This is a genomic window from Streptomyces sp. NPDC001634, from assembly GCF_040298185.1.
Lineage (GTDB): Bacteria > Actinomycetota > Actinomycetes > Streptomycetales > Streptomycetaceae > Streptomyces.
In genome coordinates this window covers 1-19,267 of the sequence record NZ_JBEOZU010000132.1, presented here as the reverse complement: position 1 = coordinate 19,267, position 19,267 = coordinate 1, and the positions used below count along the sequence as shown (strand labels likewise).

Genomic DNA, 19,267 nt, shown 5'->3' with positions numbered 1-19,267 from the left:
GCCGGGGTCTGCTTGCCGTCGTCGGTGGATTTGGAGCCGTACCCGCAGGCGGTCAGCAGGAGCGGGAGCGCCGCTATGACGGCGAAGGTGCGCAGGGTGGTGAGCGGTCTTGCGGCAGACACGGAGGTGTCCTCTCAGGGGATGGATGATCAGGGAGGTACGGAAAGGCGAGGTGTGAGGTCAGCGGGCGCGCACCTGTACTCCACTCGCCGACCCGCGGCAGCAGGAATGCCGTCTCGGGCTGAGGAGCGGATCGTGGGGGGAGCAGGTGCCGCGCCTCCGTCACAGCCGTGCCGCGCCCGAAGCATGCGGGCGGGGTATCCGGGCGGCGCTGTGGGCGGAAGGTGACCAGCCCGGCCGAAGCCGGCGGGACGGTGGGGGAGCCCAGCGGTTTTCTGCGCGGTGCCGGCGGGTTCTGCGGACGGCTCAGACGGCCCGACAGATGGCACTGGACGTACGGCCGAAGTCGATGTGGCGACGCGAGGTCAGCAGGGGCAGCGGGAGGACCGTGCGGTTGATTGATCTCATGGCCCCACCCCCCGAATTCCCTAGTTTCCCTATCTGGCTGCTAGGGATCGTGGCAGAAGGCAGCGTCCATCCCAAGGGGGTGTTCGTATGCTGGACAGCCCTATCTCGCGATTTGGGATGAGGGGCGAATGGCTCAGCGTGTCAGGGGTTTACCCATGCTCCTGGGGCATCGGACAACGCGGACACTTCGGCAGGTAGTCGGGCGGATGCGACGTCGGCGAGCGACACGCCATCGAGGATCTCGCGCACGTTGGACCGCAGTGCGATCCACAAAGGGAGCAGCGACTCGGCCGGGCCGGTGTAGGACAGCCCCGGAGGGCGGACCCCGCGCACCGAGACCAGCGGTCCGTCCACGACGCGGATGACGTCGGCGATGCTGATGGACTCGGCGGGCCTGGCCAGCCGGTAGCCGCCGTTGCCGCCGCGCTGGCTGAGGACGAGACCGCCCCGGCGCATGTCGTTCAGGATGCTTTCGAGGAACTTGTGCGGGATGTCCTGGGCGTCGGCGATGGCCTCGGCCTTCAGCGGCCCGTCATCCCCTGACGCGGCGAGCTGCAGTGCGGCACGTACCGCGTAGTCCGCCCTGGCTGAGATCCGCATGCGCCCATTATCCCGTACGGCTTCGGTCGGCATCCGCTGCGGGCATGCCGCCGAGCACGGCCATGTCCATCTGCTTCTGACGCAGCGTCTGCTCGGTATTGACCGGAGGCACCACGAGGGGCTCGACCTTGCCGACCTCCGCCCGGAACAGACCGCCTCGCTGCAGAGAGATGTCGAGCATGGCCTCGGCGTGGGCGCCGAGGGTGTTCATGCAAGTGATGACCGCCTTGATGGGGCCCGTTCGCCGACAGTCTGACGACTGCACCGTTGAACGCGCCGCCGAAGTCGACGCCGATCCGGCGCTTCCGAGTCGGCCGGTCATGGTCAGACGGGCAGGACGAACGGCGGGTGCGCGCCGTTGAGGAAATAGTCGCCGACGTCGCGGAGCCGGTGGGCGACGGGCTCGTACAAGGTGTGGGTCCGGGTATTGCGCCAGAAGCGGTCGAAGCCCAGCCGCGAGGAGGCCGAGCGGGCGCCGATGATGTCGAGGGCGCGGGCTGTGGACTCCTGCGCGGCCCGGGAGGCGGCGGCTTCGGCCATGGCCACGAGGATGGCGATGTCCGCGTACTCGTCGTAGGTGAGGTCATCGCCGCGTGCCAGCCCGCCGTGCACGGCTTCCAGCGCCTGATCGGTGAGTGCGGACGCGGAGCGGGTGAGGACGGTGAGTTCCCCATAGGCGGCCAGCACCTGCGGGTCCTGGGGAGAGCCGACCGGCCAGGCGGGGTGCGAGGGCGAGTGGCCCGCCCGGCTGTACTCCCGGGCTTCGCCGAGCACTCCCTCGGCCATGCCGAGACAGAGTTGGACGGAGAGGAGCCGGCCGACCGGTGATATCAGAGCGGCCAGGGGTGACAAAATGTCCTCGTCCGCGGAGAGGGAACCGAGTACGTCGTCGGCGGCAACCGGTACGGCATCGAACTCCACGCTCCCTCCGGCCGCGAGCCGCTGGCCGAATGCGTCGGCGTCACCGTTGATCCCCACGCCCTGCCGGGCGGGATCGACGACGACGGCGAGCGGTTCGCCGGTGTCGGCCTGTACGGCACGCACGGCGAGGCGGTCGGCGACCAGGACTCCGGTGGAGTAGCTCTGCCGACCGTTGAGCACCTGGCCGCCGCCAGTCCTGGTCAGCGTCAGAGGGGATTCCTGACGGGCCAAACCACCACCCCAGCACCACTGCTCCGCCGCGTACTGTCGCTCGACCTGGGCGGCGCGGGAGGGCTCGGTGAGGAACCGGGCGCTCCATGACAGGAAGTAGTGACAGCCGAGCAGTTGACCGATCGCGCCGTCGGCCGCGGCGATGTCCCGCACCACGGCGTAGGCCGTGGGCCAGTCCGCGCCGCCTCCCCCGGACTCGGCCGGTATGAGGAGCGTCAGCAGTCCTGCCTCGCGCAGCCGGGACACCTCGTCGAACGGGGTCTTGCCTGCCTGCTCCCGGGCCACCGCGTCCGTGGCCAGGTCGTCCGCCGTCTCGCGGGCCACGCGCAGCCAGTGCGCACGGCCGGGCCCGGTCCGGTCGGATTCCGAGGCGGGTCCGGACGGCGCAGTGGCAACGCCCATGGCGGTGGTCTCCTCCAGGTCAACGGCAAGGTGTGGTGCAGGGGCTCTCTTGCTGGCCGGGCACGTACTTGTAGCCCACGCGCCGTACCGTGACGATCCGGTGCCGGTGAGCCGCGCCCAGCTTGCGGCGCAGGCGTGCGATGTGGACATCCACGGTGCGGCCGTCGCCGATGTGGTCGTAGCCCCAGATGCCGGCCACCAACTGGTCGCGCGAGTGCACTTGGTGGGGATGCAGAACGAGATGGGCCAGCAGCGCGAACTCCAGGTAGGTGAGGTCGAGTTCGCGTCCGTCCACCTCCGCGACATGTCGCGCGGGATCGATACGGACGGCGTCGCTTCCCGTCTGCCGCACGGGAGGTGAGTCCATGTAGGCGACCGGTCGGATCTCCGGCCGTGTCACGTCCTTGGCGAAGAGCTGGGTGGGATCGGTGCCCTCAGGGACGAGCACGAGGTATCCGACGAGGGGAGCGGAACTGTGTCCCTCGTCGCCGTCCTGAGCGTTGTCTCCCACGAGGCGGAGATGGCGCATGTCGGGGAGTGGTGCATCCGATGGGGTGGCCTGGGCCGGAAGTGCCGTGGTCATGGCGGTCGTCCTTCAGAAGTGCGTGGGGCCCGTCAGGCGCTGTGGCTTGGGAGCGCCTGATCGCCTGGGATGAGTGAGAAGGAGCGGAGTGGCACGCGCGACGTGAGAACAGCGTGCCTCACACGCGACAGCAGGCGGCGCTGACGACGTGACCAAAGTCGACATGCCGACGACGAACGAGTCGTTGCTGCGTGTGGGACATGTGCATCATCCTGCGCACCCTGCTGGGAGGCCGTCAACGCTTTCCCAGTAAATCGATAGGAAATGTAGGGAACGCCACACCGAGGGTGGGCTCACCGGTCGTCGTTGACCGCCGGGCGGACCTCGGTCGCGGTCGCCCTCTCCAGCCGGGGTGTTGAGGTAGTCGGTCGCCTCCGCCTGAGGGCATCGGCACCGCGCTCCTCGCCGCGGACCTAATTCGTCAGGAAGGTCGGCAATGGTCAGTGTGAGCCCTGGAACACCTGGGGACAGCTGACCGGACCTGCGAATCGTTGTACGCTCCGGAGATCGCCCTTGACCTGCAAAGAGCAGGCAGGGAGCAGACACATCGGGAGTTTCTCCGTGCTTCGTGCAATGTTCAAGTCCAAGATCTAGCGTTTGGGTGTTTCCGCAGGTCAGAGCCCTGATTGCCGCCTCCAGGTCAGCAAACGGTCAGCATCAGGCCGTACGGTTTCCGGCTTGCTGACCTGCACCGCGGCAGGGGGCCTGCTGTCCCGCCCATGCGCCCTGCTCGGAAGGCTTGATACGTGGCTCGTCAGCTCGCCCGTGGGATGGGGTCGTTCTTCAAGGAGTGCGGTTGTTCCAGGCCGACCCGTTGCCCGCACCCGTACACGATTCGGTTCAGAGATGCTCTCGGCAAGCAGCGTGAAGAGGCTGGCTTTGGGGCGCAGGACGACGCGATCGAGCGCCTGACGCAGATCTACGCGGAGAAGAAGAAAACGGCGCCGACCGTGGCCGAGGCCCGCCGAGAGCTTGGTCAGCAGACCGTCGCGGAATATGTGAAGCAGTGGCGGCCGCGGCAGCGCAGGATGACGGAGTACTCCACGGGCTGGCATGTAGACAGCTCCATCAATGTGCACATCGTCCCCCGTCTTGGATCGCGAAAGCTGAACTCCGTGACGCCGATCGTGGTCGAACGTTTCCTGGACGAGCTGGAGGCCGACGGGGTGGGCCGCGGAAATCAGGTGAACATATTCCGCGTCCTCAAAGCCATCCTGCGGGACGCTTACGGCAAGGGAGCCATCGCGGACGACCCTGTGAAGGGGGTCCAGGAGCCGGAGTACGTCCGCGAGAAGGTGGTCATTCCGTCCCTCGGCTATGTGAAAACGGCGCTGGCGGCCGCGGATCACATCCTTGCTCTCGAGATCGTCATGATGGTGGGCTGCGGCTTGCGAAATGGGGAAGCCCGGGCCGTGAACATCAACAACGTCGTGGCGGACGACGTCTACCGGGTGCACGAGCAGATCCACTCCAACACGCACAAGCCGGCGAAGCTGAAGCACCGCAAGGCGGGGGAGTTCCGGGAGGTTCCTCTGCCGCGCTCGGTGCGCGAAGCGATGGAACGCTACGTGGAGACGCACGGCGCCACGAAGGACGGCTGCTTGCTGCGCGGTCCGAGCGGCTACTACACCGAGCCGATGGAACGCCGCCGTGTGCAGAAGCTCTTCAAGACATTCCCTGCGGAGGACGGTGTCGGCATGTACAGCTTCCGGCACTACTTCGCCTCGAACGCCCTTGGAAACGGGATCCCGATCACCGACGTGGCGGAATGGATGGGCCACAAGTCCATCGAGGAGACGTATCGCACCTACCGGCACCTGATGCCGGGCAGCGTCACCAAGGCAGCCCGAATCCTGGACGCCGGTCTGTGGGAAGCAGCTTGATCCGAGCCTTGAGGACAGAAGGTTGTTCGCCTGCTTTGCCGCGGCTGCAACCAGCGGGGCTTCAACGACCAGTGCGGCCCTGGCCATGGCAGCTTCCTCGGCGAGACGCACGTGTAGTGCTGTTCTATTTCCTGCGCCGCTCCCGCTGAGCCCTCCACGCCGGGCCCGGCGTGCCATACCGATGCCGCCCTTGCAGGGCCCTCGCAGCCGGACGGCGAAGCTGACACGAGGCGCACGTCGTCTCGTGGGAGTCAGACCAGCCGTCGCCCATGTGTGACGGTGCTCAGGCTGCGCAACACAACCACACTCTCGGACACTGGACGCGGCTTTCGTTGCTCTTCTGACGTTGTTCGCGGTGGCCGATAGCCGCTGGTGTCAGCGTCACGTCAGCATGCGCCCCAGGCCCGTCAGCATCGCGTCATGAGCCGGCGGAGGACCGGGGTGGGCGGGCATAGCGTCAGTGGCGAGCCCCGTTCCGCCTCCCGTGTCCGGGGCCGTCAAGCCACTTGACCCGGGCCCACCCGGGTCCCTCGGAGGCATCCCATGGCAGAAAACCTGTGCAACGAAGACCCGGAACCTTCTGATCGGTTCCCGGCCGGACCGTTGTTCGTCCCCGTCCGGCCGGGCCCGTCAGGGTGTGTGACGCGTGTCTTCCGCACACCCCTCGGTGAGCGCACGGCCGTCGGCTTCACCTCCGAGGACAGGCTGATCGCGACGCTCGGCGCCGGGCAGGCGTGGATCAGGCTCGCCGAGCCCGCGCTGCGCGCGCTGGCCGAACCGCTCGGCGTCACCACCGTCACGGTGGATCCCCAGTTCACGGCCCGGGCACCCCGGCCGGTGAACCCCGTCGTTCCCGCGTTCGCCCTGCGCGTCGGCTGAGAGGGGAAGACCACGATGACCACCGTTCACGACCCCGCGGTCACCACGATCACCAGCGACCTGTCGGTGTGGCCCGCGTCCACCACCGAGCTCCGCCCGGGCGACCTCGCCGTGGGTGGGGTGTCCCTCGCGGAGGTCGCCGACCGCTTCGGCACCCCCGTCTACGTCCTGGACGAGGCCGAGGTCCGCGACCGCTGCCGTACCTACCGGGACACGTTCCCCGACGCCGAGATCCTGTACGCGGCCAAGGCGTTCCTGTGCCGCGCGATGGTCCACTGGATGGACGAGGAGGGCCTGGGGCTCGACGTGTGCTCGGCCGGCGAGCTGGAGCTCGCGGTCACCACCGGGTTCCCCGCCGAGCGGATCGTGCTGCACGGCAACGCCAAGTCCCCGCACGACCTGGAGACCGCCCTGCGGCTGGGCGTGGGGCGTATCGTCATCGACAGTCCGTCGGAGATCGCCCGGCTGGCCGCCGCCGTCGGGCCCGACGGGCACCAGAAGGTCATGGTCCGCGTCGTGCCCGGGATCAGCGCCGGCGGCCACGACAAGATCCGCACCGGTACCGAGGACCAGAAGTTCGGTCTCAGCATCTCCGACGGCTACGCCCAGCACGCCATCGCCCGGATCCTGGACCAGCCGCAGCTCGAACTCACCGGCCTGCACTGCCACTTGGGCTCGCAGATCACCACGGTCAAGCCGTACCTGGCCGCCGTGCGCCGCATGGTCGGCCTGATGGCCCGCCTGTACGAGCAGCACGGTCTCGTCCTGCCCGAGCTCGACCTGGGCGGCGGGCACGGCATCGCCTACCGCCCCGGCGAGCCGGCCCTGGACCTGACCACGCTGGCCCGCAAGGTCCGTGCCGAACTGGTCGAGGCGTGTGCGACGGCCGGGCTCACCGTCCCGCGCCTGGTCGTCGAGCCGGGCCGGGCCATCGCCGGACCGGCCGGCGTCGCGCTGTACCGGGTGCTGTCCGTCAAGCGCACCGGCGAGCACACGTTCGTGGCCGTCGACGGCGGCATGAGCGACAACCCGCGACCGGCTCTGTACGGCGTCCGTTACTCGCCCCGCCTGGTGGGGCGGCGCGGCAGTGCGGTCAGGGTCTCCGTGACCGTGGTGGGGCGGCACTGCGAAGCCGGTGACGTGCTGGCTACGGATGTGGACCTCCCCGACGACGTCCATGCCGGAGACCTGCTCGCCGTCCCCGTCGCCGGCGCTTACCACCTGTCCATGGCCTCCGGATACAACCTGGTCGGCCGCCCGCCCGTCGCCGCAGTCCGCGACGGACACGCCCGGCTGCTCGTGCGCCGGGAGTCGCTGGACGACATCCGCAACCGCGACGTGGGCCTCTAGCCCCGCGCCACCCCCGATCCACCTCCGGGCGAGCCATGGCCCGGCCCTCGCCCGGAGGTGCGCCCATCATCCCCACTCGTACGACATGTGAGGTCCCCGTTGACCGCCGAGAACATCGTCGGGCTGATCGTCGCGATCGGCCTGCTGGCCTACCTCGTGGTAGCCCTGATCAAGCCGGAGCGCTTCTGATGACCGCGCCCGCACCCGTGAGAGAGAAACCCGACGACGCCGTACGACCACCCGATCCGGGCCCCACCCGGCGTATCGGTGCCGGGCTCCTCGAACCGAAGCAGCTGTGGCCGGCGTTGCCCGCCGCGCTGCGCAAGCTCAACCCGGTGACGCTGGCCCGCAATCCGGTCATGTTCGTCACCGAGATCGGCGCGGCCCTGACCACGGGTCTCGCGATCGCTCACCCCTCGTTGTTCGGCTGGTTGATCACCGCCTGGTTGTGGCTGACGGTGGTCTTCGCGAACCTCGCCGAGGCCGTCGCCGAGAGCCGGGGCCGGGCCCAGGCCGACACATTGCGCGGCATGCGCCGCCAGACGGTCGCGCGCCGGCTGTCAGGCTGGGAACCGGGAGTGGCCGCGGGGTCGTACGTCGAGGAGCCCGTCGGAGCGGGAGAGCTGCGCCGCGGTGACCTCGTTGTCGTCGAGGCCGGGGAGCTGGTCCCCGGTGACGGCGACGTCATCGAGGGCGTCGCCAGCATCGACGAGTCGGCGATCACCGGAGAGTCCGCGCCCGTGATCCGTGAGTCGGGCGGCGACCGCTCGGCCGTCACCGGCGGCACGCGCGTGCTGTCGGACCGGATCGTCGTACGCATCACACAGGAGCCCGGCGAGTCCTTCCTGGACCGGATGATCTCCCTGGTGGAGGGTGCCGACCGGCAGAAGACGCCGAACGAACTCGCCCTGAACCTGCTGCTGGTGATGATGACGTTCGTCTTCGTGGTGGCGGTCCTCACGCTCCAGCCGATGGCGATCTTCTCCAAGGGCTTCATGGCGGCCGCGCACGACACCGCTGCGCTGGGCGCCGACGGCGTCACCGGAATCGTGCTCGTCTCGCTGCTGGTCTGCCTGATCCCCACGACCATCGGCGGGCTGCTCTCCGCGATCGGCATCGCCGGCATGGACCGGCTGGTGCAGCGCAACGTCCTCGCCATGTCGGGCCGTGCCGTCGAGGCGGCCGGTGACGTGAACACCCTGCTGCTCGACAAGACCGGAACGATCACCTTCGGCAACCGGCGCGCGAGCGAGCTGGTGCCACTGGGCGCGGTGCGGGGCCGGCAACTCGCGGACGCCGCACTGCTGTCGAGCCTTGCCGACGAGACGCCGGAGGGCCGCTCCATCGTCACGTACGTACGCGAGCAGTTCGCGCTGGAGCGGGAGGCGCCCGAGGACGCTGAGTGGGTGCCGTTCTCCGCCGTCACCCGGATGTCCGGCGTGGACCTGCCCGGCGGCCGTCGGCTGCGCAAGGGCGCGGCCTCCGCGGTGGCGGGCTGGGTCGAGGACAACGGCGGCACGGTTCCCGTGGCCCTGGACGCCTGCGTCGAGCAGGTCTCGGCCTCCGGGGGCACCCCGCTCGCCGTGGCCGAGTGCACCGGTGAGGGACTGGCCCGGCTGCTCGGCGTCGTCCACCTCAAGGACGTCGTCAAACCGGGACTGAAGGAACGCTTCGCCGAGCTGCGCCGGATGGGCATCCGCACCGTCATGATCACGGGCGACAACCCGGTCACCGCCCGCGCCATCGCCGCGGAGGCGGGCGTGGACGACTACCTGGCCGAGGCGACCCCCGAGGACAAGCTCGCCCTGATCAAGAAGGAACAGGCCGGCGGCCATCTGATCGCCATGACCGGCGACGGCACCAACGACGCCCCGGCCCTCGCGCAGGCCGACGTCGGGGTGGCCATGAACACCGGCACGTCGGCCGCCAAGGAGGCCGGCAACATGGTCGACCTCGACTCCGACCCCACGAAGATCATCGACATCGTCGAGATCGGCAAGCAACTCCTCATCACCCGGGGGGCGTTGACTGCGTTCTCCGTCGCCAACGACATCGCCAAGTACTTCGCGATCCTCCCGGCGATGTTCGGCGGGGTCTATCCGGCGCTCGACGCGATCAACATCATGCGGCTGCACTCGCCGACCTCGGCGATCCTGTCGGCCGTCATCTTCAACGCCGTGATCATCGTCGCGCTGATCCCGCTGGCCCTGCGCGGTGTGCGCTACCGGCCCAGCAGCGCCGACGCCCTGCTCACCCGCAACCTGTGGATCTACGGCCTCGGCGGGCTGATCCTGCCCTTCCTCGCGATCAAATTCATCGACGTCGCCGTCGTCCAGTTCATCCCCGGGATATGAGGGCCCGACCATGAACCTCCTTTCCAGAATGCCCTCCTGGGTGGGCCACCATGTGGCTGCGATCCGGGTGGTCATCGTGCTCACACTGGTCCTCGGCCTGGCCTACCCGCTGGCGATGACCGCGCTCGCCCAGGCTCCCGGCCTGCACGACGACGCGCAGGGCCGCCGCGCCCTGATCGGCCAGTCCTTCCTCGACAAGAAGGGCAACCCGATCCCGTACTACTTCCAGACCCGGCCCTCCAATGCCGGCACCGGCTACGACGCCTCGGCCTCCGCGGCTGGCAACCTCGGCCCGGAGTCGACCGTCGACGTCCTGCCGGTCAAGGGGCAGCCCGACTCCGGCAAGCAGAGCCTGCTCACCCAGGTCTGCGCGCGCAGCGCGGCGGTGGGCGAGCTGGAGCACGTCGACGGCTCCCGCCCCTACTGCACGGCCGACGGCGTCGGAGCCGTCCTCGGCGTGTTCCGCGACGGCGGTACGACCGGGAAGGCCACCCGCGTGGTCAGCCTCGACCAGGCGTGCCCCGCCAAGCCCTTCCTCGCCGCCTACGAGGGGGTGACGGTCGAGTGCGCCGAGCCCGGTACCGACTACGGCAAGGCCGTGGTCACCCCGATCCGCGGCACCGCACCCGCCCACCCGAAGGTCCCCGCCGACGCGGTCACCGCGAGCGGCAGCGGCCTCGACCCGCAGATCAGCCCCGCCTACGCCGAGCTGCAGACCCCGCGCGTCGCCCGCGAACGCGGGATGAGCGAGGCCGCCGTGCGCAAGCTGGTCGAGAAGTACACCAGCGGCCGCGGCCTCGGCATCCTGGGCGAACCCGCCGTCAACGTGATCGAGCTGAACGCAGCCCTCGACCGCACCCATCCCGTCTCGGCCAAGGGGGCCTGAACACCATGTACGGCTGGCTCCAGGCCACCCTGATCCTCGCGGTCGTCGTCGGACTTCACGTCCCGCTCGGCGACTACCTGGCGCGCGCCCTCGACGGCGGCCCCCACAAGCGTGCCGAGCGCGCCCTCTACAAGGTCTGCGGCATCGACCCGGACGCCGAACAGGACTGGCGGCACTACCTGTTCGCCCTGTTGGCCTTCAGCCTCGTGGGTATCGCCGCGCTCTTCGCCCTCTTCACCCTCCAGGGCAAGCTGCCCTGGTCCACCGGTCACGGGGGCATGCCGTGGCGGCTCGCCCTGCACACGGCGGTCAGCTTCACCACCAACACCAGCTGGCAGAACTACGCGGGCGAGTCCACCACCGGCCATCTCGCGGTGATGGCGGGCCTGGGCGTGCAGGCGTTCGCCTCCGCAGCTGTTGGCATCTGCGCCGCGCTCGCCCTGATCCGGGGTCTGGTGCGCCGCGACACCGACCGACTCGGCAACTTCTGGGTCGACCTGATCCGCACCATCTTCCGGATCATCCTCCCCCTGTCGATCGTCTTCGGCATCGTCCTGATCGCCCTCGGCGTACCGCAGAACCTCGCCGGTCCCCACACCGCCACCACCCTCGCGGGCGGGCAGCAGACCCTGCTCGGCGGCCCGGTCGGCTCCTGGGAACCGCTCAAGCTGATGTCCGGCGACGGCGGCGGCATCTTCAACGCCAACAGCGCGCACCCCTTCGAGAATCCGTCCTCGATCACCAACGCGATCGAGATCGTGCTGATGCTGCTGATCCCGACTGCTTTCATCCGCACCTACGGCCGCATGATCGGCTCCCTGCGGCAGAGCTGGACGCTCCTCGCGGTCGTCGGCATCCTCTTCGGCCTGCTCCTGGCCGTCGGCACCCTCGCGCAGAGCGCACACAACGGCACCGTGACGCAGGCGGTCGGCGGGCAGTACGAGGGCACCGAGACCCGGTTCGGCGTTCCCGGCTCGACGCTCTTCGGCATCGCGGCCACCGGCTCGGCGGACGGCGCGGCGAACGCGTCGTACGACAGCTTCTCCAGCCTCGGCGGAGGGGTGCTGCTGTCGGCGATGATGCTCGGCGAGATCGCCCCCGGCGGCACCGGCAGCGGACTGTACGGCCTGATCATGGCCGTGATGATCGCGGTCTTCATCGGCGGCCTGATGGTCGGCCGCACGCCCGAATACCTGCGCAAGCGCATCGGGTTCCCCGAGATGCGCTACGTCGTCCTGTACGCGCTGGTCGCCCCGACGGCCATCCTGGGTTGTGCCGCCCTCGCGGTCGCGCTCGGCGACGGACAGTCGTCCATGGGCAACCCGGGACCGCACGGCCTTGCCGAGTTGGTGTACGCCTACACCTCGAACGTCAACAGCAACGGCAGCGCGATGGCGGGCTTCAACGGCGCCACCGACTTCCACAACCTGCTGATGGTGGCGGCGATGCTGATCGGCCGCTACGTCCCGATGGTGTTCCTGCTCGCCCTCGCCGGCCGGCTCGCCCGTCAGGAGCCCGGCGTCGTCACCGTCGGCACCCTGCAGGCCCGCGGCGTCAACTTCGTCGCCCTGGCCACCGGAGCCGCCCTCATCCTGGCGCTGCTCAACTTCCTGCCGGCCCTCTCCCTCGGGCCGCTGGCGGAGGGGTTGCTGTAAGACCCCCGGTCGGGTCGGCCTTCCCTCCCTCGCCGGCCGACCCGACCGGGCCGACACCATGCGCGCGCAGACGCTGGCCGGAGGGCACTGGCGCCCACCGTCGAGCTCCCTGGCGGGTGCCGACCGCTCGGCCTGGCGGCCGGGACCGACCCGCTGGACTCGGGATCGTTCTCGGGGCGCACAGCGTTCAGGCTCGCACCTGGTCGCTTTGAGCCGCGCGGGTATACGCGGGAGGCCAGATCCAGATAGGGGTCCACGCGCGTGGCAGTCGGTCCGTGTCACCGGCGACGGTGGCGGGCCTGGTGCACGAGGTGCCCGGTCAGCGCCCCAGCCAGCAGGCCCCAGGCCAGGGACGGCCAACCCCCGCCGCTGAGAGCGGCCACGCCCGTGACCGTGATGCCCGCGGCCACCGCGGCCGGGTCGTGGGTGAAGGCCCACGTGGCGCGGGTAGTGCCGGGGGCGCGGAGTTCGGCGATGGCAGTGCGGATGACGAGGGCGGCGGCAATGACGACGGGAGCGATCAGTCCTGCGTCCACGTTGTCCCCCGTTCGTCTTCCAACCGCTGAGTGCCGCGATGATAGTGGCGGCTGCGGCACCCCAGGACGAGCGCGGCCATCACCGACGACGCGGCGGAGGCGAGGAGGACGGCACCCTTGGCCTCGGTGAGGTAGTCAGGGCTGTCGTAGGAGAGTTCCGCGAAGAGCAGGGAGGCGGTGAAGCCGATCCCCGCCAGCACGCCGATACCGGCGATGTCCACCCAGGCGAGCCGGGCGATCCGCTTGACGGCAGACACGAAGGAGACATCTCCGGCTCTTGGCACGTCGGTTTACCGGCCCACAGATGCGCTGCGAAGGTGAGGCGGCAGTCCAGTTCTGTGACGGGTTCGATCAGCCGGCCCGCACTTGCCATGCGCCTGTGGGCTCGGTCAGGAGAGCCCGGAGGCCCTGAGGACCGCCTGCGTGGTCTCGTCGTCGATCCGATGTCCGAGTCGCTCCAGGACGTCTGCTCCGCGGTGCAGTGTGCCGCGCTCGATGGAGCGGCGTACGCCTGTATCGAGTTCGTGCCAGATCAGCGGGTTGGCGGCAAGGACGCGGGGATCGAGTTCCAGGCGGTGACCGTGGACGTCCCGCAGGACCAGATGCGAAGAGACACCGTCGTACTGCCGTACGGCCGCCAGCGCGTCCGTGTGGACGACGAGCCGACGCCAGGGTGTGCGGACTGCCAGCCAGCCCGGCCCCGCACTCACTCGGTGCGGCAGCAGGACGGCGCACACCGCGGTCGACAGGGCCACCCAGAGCAGGGCGCGTGGCGCCGTCAGGGTGCCGGCGTCCCAGTCGACGGTGAAGGCCAGTGCAGTGAACAGCACGGCGCAGGTGACCGCGAGCCGGGCGCTGCCACGCCAGTGGCGGTCGCTGGCCGGGCCCACTGGTCCATTCCGTCGCATGTCACTGACGGTAGGCGGGCCCACAGGGCCGGGCGACCGCTGCATACGGAGTCCTGACGCCACACGCGCCGATCTTGACGGGATTCTTACGCGCGCCACGGCTCAGCCGGTGGGGACGCTCAGTGTCATGTCGTACGACGTCTCCTTGCCGCCCCGCAGCCAGGTGATGCGGACCCGCAGGCTGCTCGCGCCCGGATGCAGCGAGGGCTGGGCGGTGAGGCTGCCGTCGGTGTGGGTGCCGTCCGGATGGGTGCCGTAGGCGCCACCGCGGTCGTCGTACTCGTTGCCGAGGTCGTCCAGGGCCTCGATGAGCGGGAGTACGAGGGTCCCGGCGTCGGCCTCGGGGAGCGGCGGTGTGATCCGGTAGTGGAGGGTGAAGGAGTCGTCCTCGTGCTGCAGCCGGGTGATCGTCAGCTCATGGCTGCCTTCCAGGATCGGCACGGTGAGCAGCGGGGGTTTCCTGGACACCGGGATCTCCTTCTTGTCGGGGTCGACGCTAGGCGCTGAGCCGGTGGTGTGCCACGGGGCTCCCGACGGCGTAGTGGACGTACTCGCGGACCAGGCGGAATCCGGCGTTCCAGGCCAGGAGGCGGCTGGCGCGGTTGTGGAGGGAGCAGTTCCAGCTGGGCGTGTGGCCGCGGGAGGTGATGTCCGCGCACAGGGAGGTGACGCAGGCCAGGGCGAGGTGCTGGCGTCTGTGATCGAGGACGGTGTGGACGGCCACGTCCTCGTAGCCGGTGCCGCGGAAGTAGGTGCAGGCCACTGCCTGGATTCGGCCGGTGCGGCCCACCGCCGCCCAGGCGTGGCCGGAGGCGGCGAGGCCGCGCGGGCCGCCCCAGCTGGCCGAGAGCCAGGATGCGTCGGGGCCGAGGGCCCGCACCGCGTCGGCGTCCGCCGGTTCCAGGCGCCGTACGGTCACTGCGCGCGGGACGGTGGCGGGCTGGGGCGTGGCCTGGAGCGTCCAGACCATGCGCTCCCAGGGGGTGAGCCGGTCGAAGGCGGCACCGAGGGCGGGCAGGAACCGTGCCGGGGTTTCGACGCGGTTGCCGGCCAGAGGGGCGAGGAGCTCCGGCGTGAGGTCCTCCGGGCTGCCGCGGAGCACGGCGTGGCCGGCGCAGGAGACGGCGACCGCCCTCGGCTGGACGGGCCTGTCGCCCCACCAACGGCCGATGCCGGTGGCCAGTACGTGCTCGCCGATCGTGGCGGGGCCGGGGGAGTGGGTGGGGAACCAGCGTGCTAGCGCCCGTGCGTCCGGCGGCGAGATCTCGATCATCAATGCCTCGTGGGGTTGATGGGGACGGGGTACGGATCGGGCGGGCGACCGGAGCAGTAGTGATCCCTGTCGCCCGCCCTGAGGTGGGCGGCATACGCCGCCCTCTTCCTCGTCAGCTCTGACAAGCCTTGCTGCCGTGGTTCGCCTTCTTCTTGCGACGGGCCTTCTTCTTGCGGGCGCGCTTGGACACGTACGTCAACTCCTGTTCCGGGGACGGTCCTTCAAGCGGTGCGGCCGACCAACAGGTCCGCGAGCTTGTTCAGGCGGCGGATCGTGCGGTCCTCGGTCGCGGCCGGGGCCGGGTCGACACGCTCGTCGCGGTCGTAGTAGGCGCCGTTGACGATCTCTACGGCCGGGTCGCAGAGCCGGACGACGTGCGCGGCGCCCTCGGCGGGGGAGACGCCCTGGTGGGCGTAGAGCGGGAGCAGCGCCGTGTCGCAGACGCCGGGGTGAACGGAGACGGCGGTGACCCGCGGGTCGGCCGCGAACACCGTGAGGGCGAGCTGGGACTGGGCGTAGGCGGCGAGCCGGGAGTAGCGGCGGGCGCGGTTCGGGTCGGCCCACTGGATCGACCCGGTGCGGTGCAGGGAGGAGGAGACGTTGACGACGCGTCCGCCCGGGTCGCTGGTGAGGGCCGGCTCCAGCAGGCACGTCAGCAGGTAGTGGGCGAGGAAGTTGACCTGGAAGGCGATCTCGTTGCCGTCGGCGGTCACGGTGTGCCGCTCCGGGGCCGCCATGCCCGCGTTGTTGACGAGGACGTCGAGGTGCGGGTGCTCGGCGACCACCTTGTGCGCGAAGGTCTCGACCTCGTCCAGGCGCGCGAAGTCGGCCGCATAGGTGCACAGTTGACCGCTGTCGACGCCGGCCGTGGCGACCAGGCGGTCGGCGGCGGCCCGGGTCTCGTCGGCGGTACGGCCGTGCAGCAGCACGGTGGCGCCGCGCTCGGCGAGCTGCCTTGCGGTCTCGTAGCCGATGCCGGAGGTGGCGCCGGTCACCAGGACGGTACGGGACGAAAGTGTGGAGTTGGACATGATCCCATCCGGGGTTGCGGGCACGCCGACGCGGCCCCGCGAGGGGCGGTGGACGTGCGGTGAGAAAGGATGAACGAGGGACGCCGGAGCCGATCACGGCGCCCCTCGGGTCACGGAAAGCGGCGTCGGCGGGACGCGGCGTCAGCGCGGCGTGGCGTCGGCGGGACGCGATGCCGGCGTGGCGCGGGCGCTTCCGGTCAGCGCGGCTCGCGACGCGACGGCCGAGTGGGACTCGGCGGCCGGTCGAAGAGAAGCCAGGCGCTGTTCACGAGGTCCATGGAAGCCGTGCCGCACATTCCGGGCAAGCCGAAACACCGTTCTCTGACGGGGCCCTGACGTGGGCATACGGGACCTTGACGGGCGAGCCAGGTGGCTGGACGCGGTTCACCCAAGGCCGGGCACCCCCGAGATCAGCAGGTCGATCAGCTTGATGCCCACGAAGGGCAGGACGAGACCGCCGAGGCCGTAGACGAGCAGGTTGCGGCGCAGCAGGTCGTGCGCGGAGGACGGGGTGTAGCGCACCCCGCGCAGGGCGAGCGGGATCAGGGCGACGATGATCAGCGCGTTGAAGATGATCGCGGAGGTGATCGCGGAGGTTGGGCTGTGCAGGCCCATCACGTTCAGCGACTCCAGGCCCGGGTACGAGCCCGCGAACATCGCCGGGATGATGGCGAAGTACTTGGCCACGTCGTTGGTGATGGAGAACGTCGTCAACGCACCGCGCGTGATGAGGAGTTGCTTGCCGATCTCGACGATCTCGATGAGCTTGGTCGGGTTGGAGTCGAGGTCGACCATGTTGCCGGCCTCCTTGGCGGCCGACGTGCCGGTGTTCATGGCCACGCCGACGTCCGCCTGCGCGAGCGCGGGGGCGTCGTTGGTGCCGTCACCGGTCATGGCGACCAGCTTGCCGCCCTCCTGTTCGCGTCTGATCAGGGCGAGCTTGTCCTCGGGGGTGGCCTCGGCCAGGTAGTCGTCGACGCCCGCCTCCTCGGCGATCGCCTTCGCGGTCAGCGGGTTGTCACCCGTGATCATGACCGTCTTGATGCCCATGCGGCGCAGTTCGGCGAAGCGTTCGCGGATGCCGTCCTTGACGACGTCCTTGAGGTGGATCAGGCCGAGGACACGCGGCCCGTCCCAGTCGTGCACCGCGACCAGCAGCGGCGTCCCCCCGGAGGCGGCCACGGCATCGGCGTAGAGTCGCGCCTCAGGCGGCACCTGGCCGCCGTACATCTGTACCCACTCGATCACCTGCTGGGCCGCGCCCTTGCGGATGGCGCACATCGCCCCGTTGTCCCAGCGCAGGTCCACGCCGCTCATCCGGGTCTGCGCGCTGAAGGCCACCCAGCGGGCGTTCGCCAATTCGCCCTCGGCGGGTGCCCTCAGGCCGTACCCGTTCTTGGCGAGGACGACGACGGAGCGGCCCTCCGGGGTCTCGTCGGCCAGCGAGGAGAGCTGGGCCGCGTCGGCCAGTTGACGTTCGTCGATGCCGGGAAGCGGGATGAAGGCGGCGGCCTCGCGGTTGCCGAGGGTGATGGTGCCGGTCTTGTCGAGCAGCAGAGTGTTGACATCGCCCGCGGCCTCGACCGCACGGCCGGACATGGCGAGGACGTTGCGCTGCACCAGCCGGTCCATGCCGGCGATGCCGATCGCGGAGAGCAGGGCGCCGATCGTGGTCGGAATGAGGGTGACGAGGAGCGCGACCAGCACGGTCGTCGACTGGGCGGCGCCCGCGTAGTCACCCATCGGCTGGAGTGTGACCACGACCAGCAGGAAGATGATGGTCAGCGAGGCCAGCAGGATGTTGAGCGCTATCTCGTTCGGGGTCTTCTGCCGGGAGGCGCCCTCCACCAGCGCGATCATCCGGTCCAGGAAGCTGTGCCCGGGGCGGGCGCTGACCCGGACGACGATCCGGTCGGACAGCACCGTCGTACTGCCCGTGACACCGCTGCGGTCGCCGCCCGATTCCCGGATCACGGGGGCCGATTCACCGGTGACGGCGGATTCGTCCACGGCGGCGACGCCGTCGATGACGTCTCCGTCCGCCGGGATCATCTCGCCGGCCTCGACCAGCACGACGTCCAGCGGTTTCAGGTCGGTGGCGGCGACGGCCTCCGTGCGGGCCGTGGCGAGGTTCGTACCGTAGCTCCAGTGTTCGAGCCGCAGCGCGACCGTGTCCGTACGGGCCCTGCGCAGCGACTCGGCCTGCGCCTTGCCGCGGCCCTCGGCGACGGCCTCGGCGAGGTTGGCGAAGACGACCGTCAGCCACAGCCAGAGGCTGATGACCCAGGTGAAGACGGCGGGGTGCAATAACGCCGACAGGGTGGTGAGGACCGCTCCGACGGAGACGACGAACAGCACCGGGTTCTTCACCAGGACGCGTGGGTGCAGCTTGCGAAGCGCCTCGGGGAAGGAACGGACGAGCTGGGCCGGCTCGAACAGCCCGCTCGGCGCGCGTCGCCTCGGCCTTCGATCCGGTCCGTTCCGGATACCGGGTCGGGGGTGTGCCGGTGGTGCCTGGTCGGGGGCAGCGGAGAGCATGGACACCTTCGTGTCTCGATGGAGGACAGGGACGGACTGGCGCCTGGGACAGCGGCCAGAGGTCCGTGCGGCGCCGGGGCCCCGGCGCCGCACGGTGGCACACGGAGCCCGACGATGGGACGGCGACAGACGCCGTGCGCGGGTGTCTGCCCTTCGGGCGTGCACCGGACCGCCGTCGCGTCGCTTCGGAGCGGTACTCATCAGCCGTGGGAGCCGCTGACGTCCGCGGCTCCCCTTCGGCGGCCGACAGCGAATCTAGCCTCGTTGCCCGCCGAGGCTGCCCTGTTTCGGAGGGAATTGGCGGCACTCATACGACTCGGACGCCGACGCTGTCAAAGTGCCGTCAAACAAGGCTGGGAGACCATCAGGAGCCCGTCAATGTCAGCCGCCGGTGGCTGAATCGCGTCGCAGACTGATCACCAACGGGGGACGGGCGACCGTCCGTGGCAGTGACGTTGGAGGGACCGTGACTCTCACGGCCGGATCAGCGCAGGGTCCTCGGACCGAGCAAGGAGCACCGCCACGGAGAGAGGTGGTCGCCCACCCCGGGGGCAGCCCCGGACCGCGGAGACGAGGGTATTCGCGGACGGCTGGACCGGGTCCGGGGCTGCGCCTGCGGCCACGGACCGTGGCCGCGCGGGCCGCTCTGCGCCGCCGCTACTGGGCATCCGTGCCCGCGCGGGTGCGTCTTCTGCGCGCGGCCACGGGC

20 protein-coding genes are annotated in these 19,267 nt (G+C 70.0%); 7 read left to right on the top strand and 13 right to left on the bottom strand.

What is annotated here, in order from left to right:
- Nucleotides 1-426: 426 nt before the first annotated feature.
- From ABT186_RS44320 to ABT186_RS44300, 5 genes are all read right to left on the bottom strand, one after another.
- Nucleotides 427-528 (bottom strand): putative leader peptide, encoded by a 102-nt coding sequence (locus tag ABT186_RS44320; protein WP_351236189.1) that lies wholly within the window; start codon nucleotides 526-528, stop codon nucleotides 427-429.
- Between the two features lie 141 nt (nucleotides 529-669).
- Complete coding sequence (locus ABT186_RS44315) at nucleotides 670-1,128, bottom strand: RrF2 family transcriptional regulator (RefSeq protein WP_351930039.1); 459 nt, start codon at nucleotides 1,126-1,128, stop codon at nucleotides 670-672.
- A 7-nt stretch (nucleotides 1,129-1,135) separates the two neighbouring features.
- The gene (locus ABT186_RS44310) at nucleotides 1,136-1,339 is read right to left on the bottom strand and encodes a hypothetical protein (protein WP_351236192.1); all 204 of its coding nucleotides are present in this window, start codon (nucleotides 1,337-1,339) and stop codon (nucleotides 1,136-1,138) included.
- Nucleotides 1,340-1,452: 113 nt separating this feature from the next.
- Complete coding sequence (locus ABT186_RS44305; protein WP_351236194.1) at nucleotides 1,453-2,682, bottom strand: acyl-CoA dehydrogenase family protein; 1,230 nt, start codon at nucleotides 2,680-2,682, stop codon at nucleotides 1,453-1,455.
- A gap of 19 nt (nucleotides 2,683-2,701) precedes the next feature.
- Entirely contained in the window at nucleotides 2,702-3,265 is a 564-nt protein-coding gene (locus ABT186_RS44300) for a winged helix-turn-helix domain-containing protein (protein ID WP_351236196.1), read from the bottom strand.
- 770 nt (nucleotides 3,266-4,035) lie between these two features.
- Between ABT186_RS44300 and ABT186_RS44295 the strand changes: the two genes are divergently transcribed.
- The 7 genes from ABT186_RS44295 to kdpA all read left to right on the top strand — a co-directional run bounded on the left by ABT186_RS44295 (nucleotide 4,036) and on the right by kdpA (nucleotide 12,272).
- Nucleotides 4,036-5,148: a tyrosine-type recombinase/integrase gene (locus ABT186_RS44295; protein WP_502973514.1), complete on the top strand. Its 1,113-nt coding sequence runs from the start codon at nucleotides 4,036-4,038 to the stop codon at nucleotides 5,146-5,148.
- 543 nt (nucleotides 5,149-5,691) lie between these two features.
- Nucleotides 5,692-6,027: an SAV_915 family protein gene (locus tag ABT186_RS44290; protein WP_351236200.1), complete on the top strand. Its 336-nt coding sequence runs from the start codon at nucleotides 5,692-5,694 to the stop codon at nucleotides 6,025-6,027.
- A 15-nt stretch (nucleotides 6,028-6,042) separates the two neighbouring features.
- Complete coding sequence (gene lysA, locus ABT186_RS44285) at nucleotides 6,043-7,377, top strand: diaminopimelate decarboxylase (protein ID WP_351236202.1); 1,335 nt, start codon at nucleotides 6,043-6,045, stop codon at nucleotides 7,375-7,377.
- Nucleotides 7,378-7,464: 87 nt separating this feature from the next.
- Nucleotides 7,465-7,566: a K(+)-transporting ATPase subunit F gene (gene kdpF, locus ABT186_RS44280; RefSeq protein ID WP_351236204.1), complete on the top strand. Its 102-nt coding sequence runs from the start codon at nucleotides 7,465-7,467 to the stop codon at nucleotides 7,564-7,566.
- Entirely contained in the window at nucleotides 7,566-9,731 is a 2,166-nt protein-coding gene (gene kdpB / locus ABT186_RS44275) for a potassium-transporting ATPase subunit KdpB (RefSeq protein ID WP_351930035.1), read from the top strand. The genes kdpF and kdpB (ABT186_RS44275) overlap by 1 nt, the downstream gene beginning before the upstream one ends.
- 28 nt (nucleotides 9,732-9,759) lie before the next feature.
- The gene (locus ABT186_RS44270; RefSeq protein WP_351930033.1) at nucleotides 9,760-10,617 is read left to right on the top strand and encodes a potassium-transporting ATPase subunit C; all 858 of its coding nucleotides are present in this window, start codon (nucleotides 9,760-9,762) and stop codon (nucleotides 10,615-10,617) included.
- A 5-nt stretch (nucleotides 10,618-10,622) separates the two neighbouring features.
- On the top strand, nucleotides 10,623-12,272 hold the full coding sequence (kdpA, locus tag ABT186_RS44265; RefSeq protein ID WP_351236210.1) for a potassium-transporting ATPase subunit KdpA: 1,650 nt from the start codon (nucleotides 10,623-10,625) through the stop codon (nucleotides 12,270-12,272).
- 278 nt (nucleotides 12,273-12,550) lie between these two features.
- Here the strand turns inward: kdpA and ABT186_RS44260 are convergent, their stop codons facing one another.
- From ABT186_RS44260 to kdpB (ABT186_RS44230), 8 genes are all read right to left on the bottom strand, one after another.
- Complete coding sequence (locus ABT186_RS44260; RefSeq protein ID WP_351930031.1) at nucleotides 12,551-12,808, bottom strand: hypothetical protein; 258 nt, start codon at nucleotides 12,806-12,808, stop codon at nucleotides 12,551-12,553.
- Nucleotides 12,793-13,065: a Na+/H+ antiporter NhaA gene (locus tag ABT186_RS44255; protein ID WP_351237423.1), complete on the bottom strand. Its 273-nt coding sequence runs from the start codon at nucleotides 13,063-13,065 to the stop codon at nucleotides 12,793-12,795. Before ABT186_RS44255 ends, ABT186_RS44260 begins: the two co-directional genes overlap by 16 nt.
- 132 nt (nucleotides 13,066-13,197) lie before the next feature.
- A complete protein-coding gene (locus tag ABT186_RS44250; RefSeq protein ID WP_351930029.1) occupies nucleotides 13,198-13,716 on the bottom strand; it encodes a hypothetical protein in 519 nt (172 codons plus the stop codon).
- 102 nt (nucleotides 13,717-13,818) lie between these two features.
- Nucleotides 13,819-14,184 (bottom strand): hypothetical protein, encoded by a 366-nt coding sequence (locus ABT186_RS44245; RefSeq protein ID WP_351237427.1) that lies wholly within the window; start codon nucleotides 14,182-14,184, stop codon nucleotides 13,819-13,821.
- A 28-nt stretch (nucleotides 14,185-14,212) separates the two neighbouring features.
- Nucleotides 14,213-14,989 carry a GNAT family N-acetyltransferase gene (locus ABT186_RS44240; protein ID WP_351930027.1) on the bottom strand — a complete coding sequence of 259 codons (777 nt, stop codon included), beginning with the start codon at nucleotides 14,987-14,989 and terminating at the stop codon, nucleotides 14,213-14,215.
- A 112-nt stretch (nucleotides 14,990-15,101) separates the two neighbouring features.
- A complete protein-coding gene (locus ABT186_RS48195) occupies nucleotides 15,102-15,179 on the bottom strand; it encodes a 50S ribosomal protein bL37 (protein ID WP_502973513.1) in 78 nt (25 codons plus the stop codon).
- A 31-nt stretch (nucleotides 15,180-15,210) separates the two neighbouring features.
- Nucleotides 15,211-16,020, bottom strand: a complete 810-nt coding sequence (locus ABT186_RS44235; protein ID WP_351237431.1) for an SDR family NAD(P)-dependent oxidoreductase — start codon at nucleotides 16,018-16,020, stop codon at nucleotides 15,211-15,213.
- Nucleotides 16,021-16,404: 384 nt separating this feature from the next.
- The gene (gene kdpB, locus ABT186_RS44230; RefSeq protein ID WP_351930024.1) at nucleotides 16,405-18,558 is read right to left on the bottom strand and encodes a potassium-transporting ATPase subunit KdpB; all 2,154 of its coding nucleotides are present in this window, start codon (nucleotides 18,556-18,558) and stop codon (nucleotides 16,405-16,407) included.
- Between the last annotated feature and the right edge of the window lie 709 nt (nucleotides 18,559-19,267).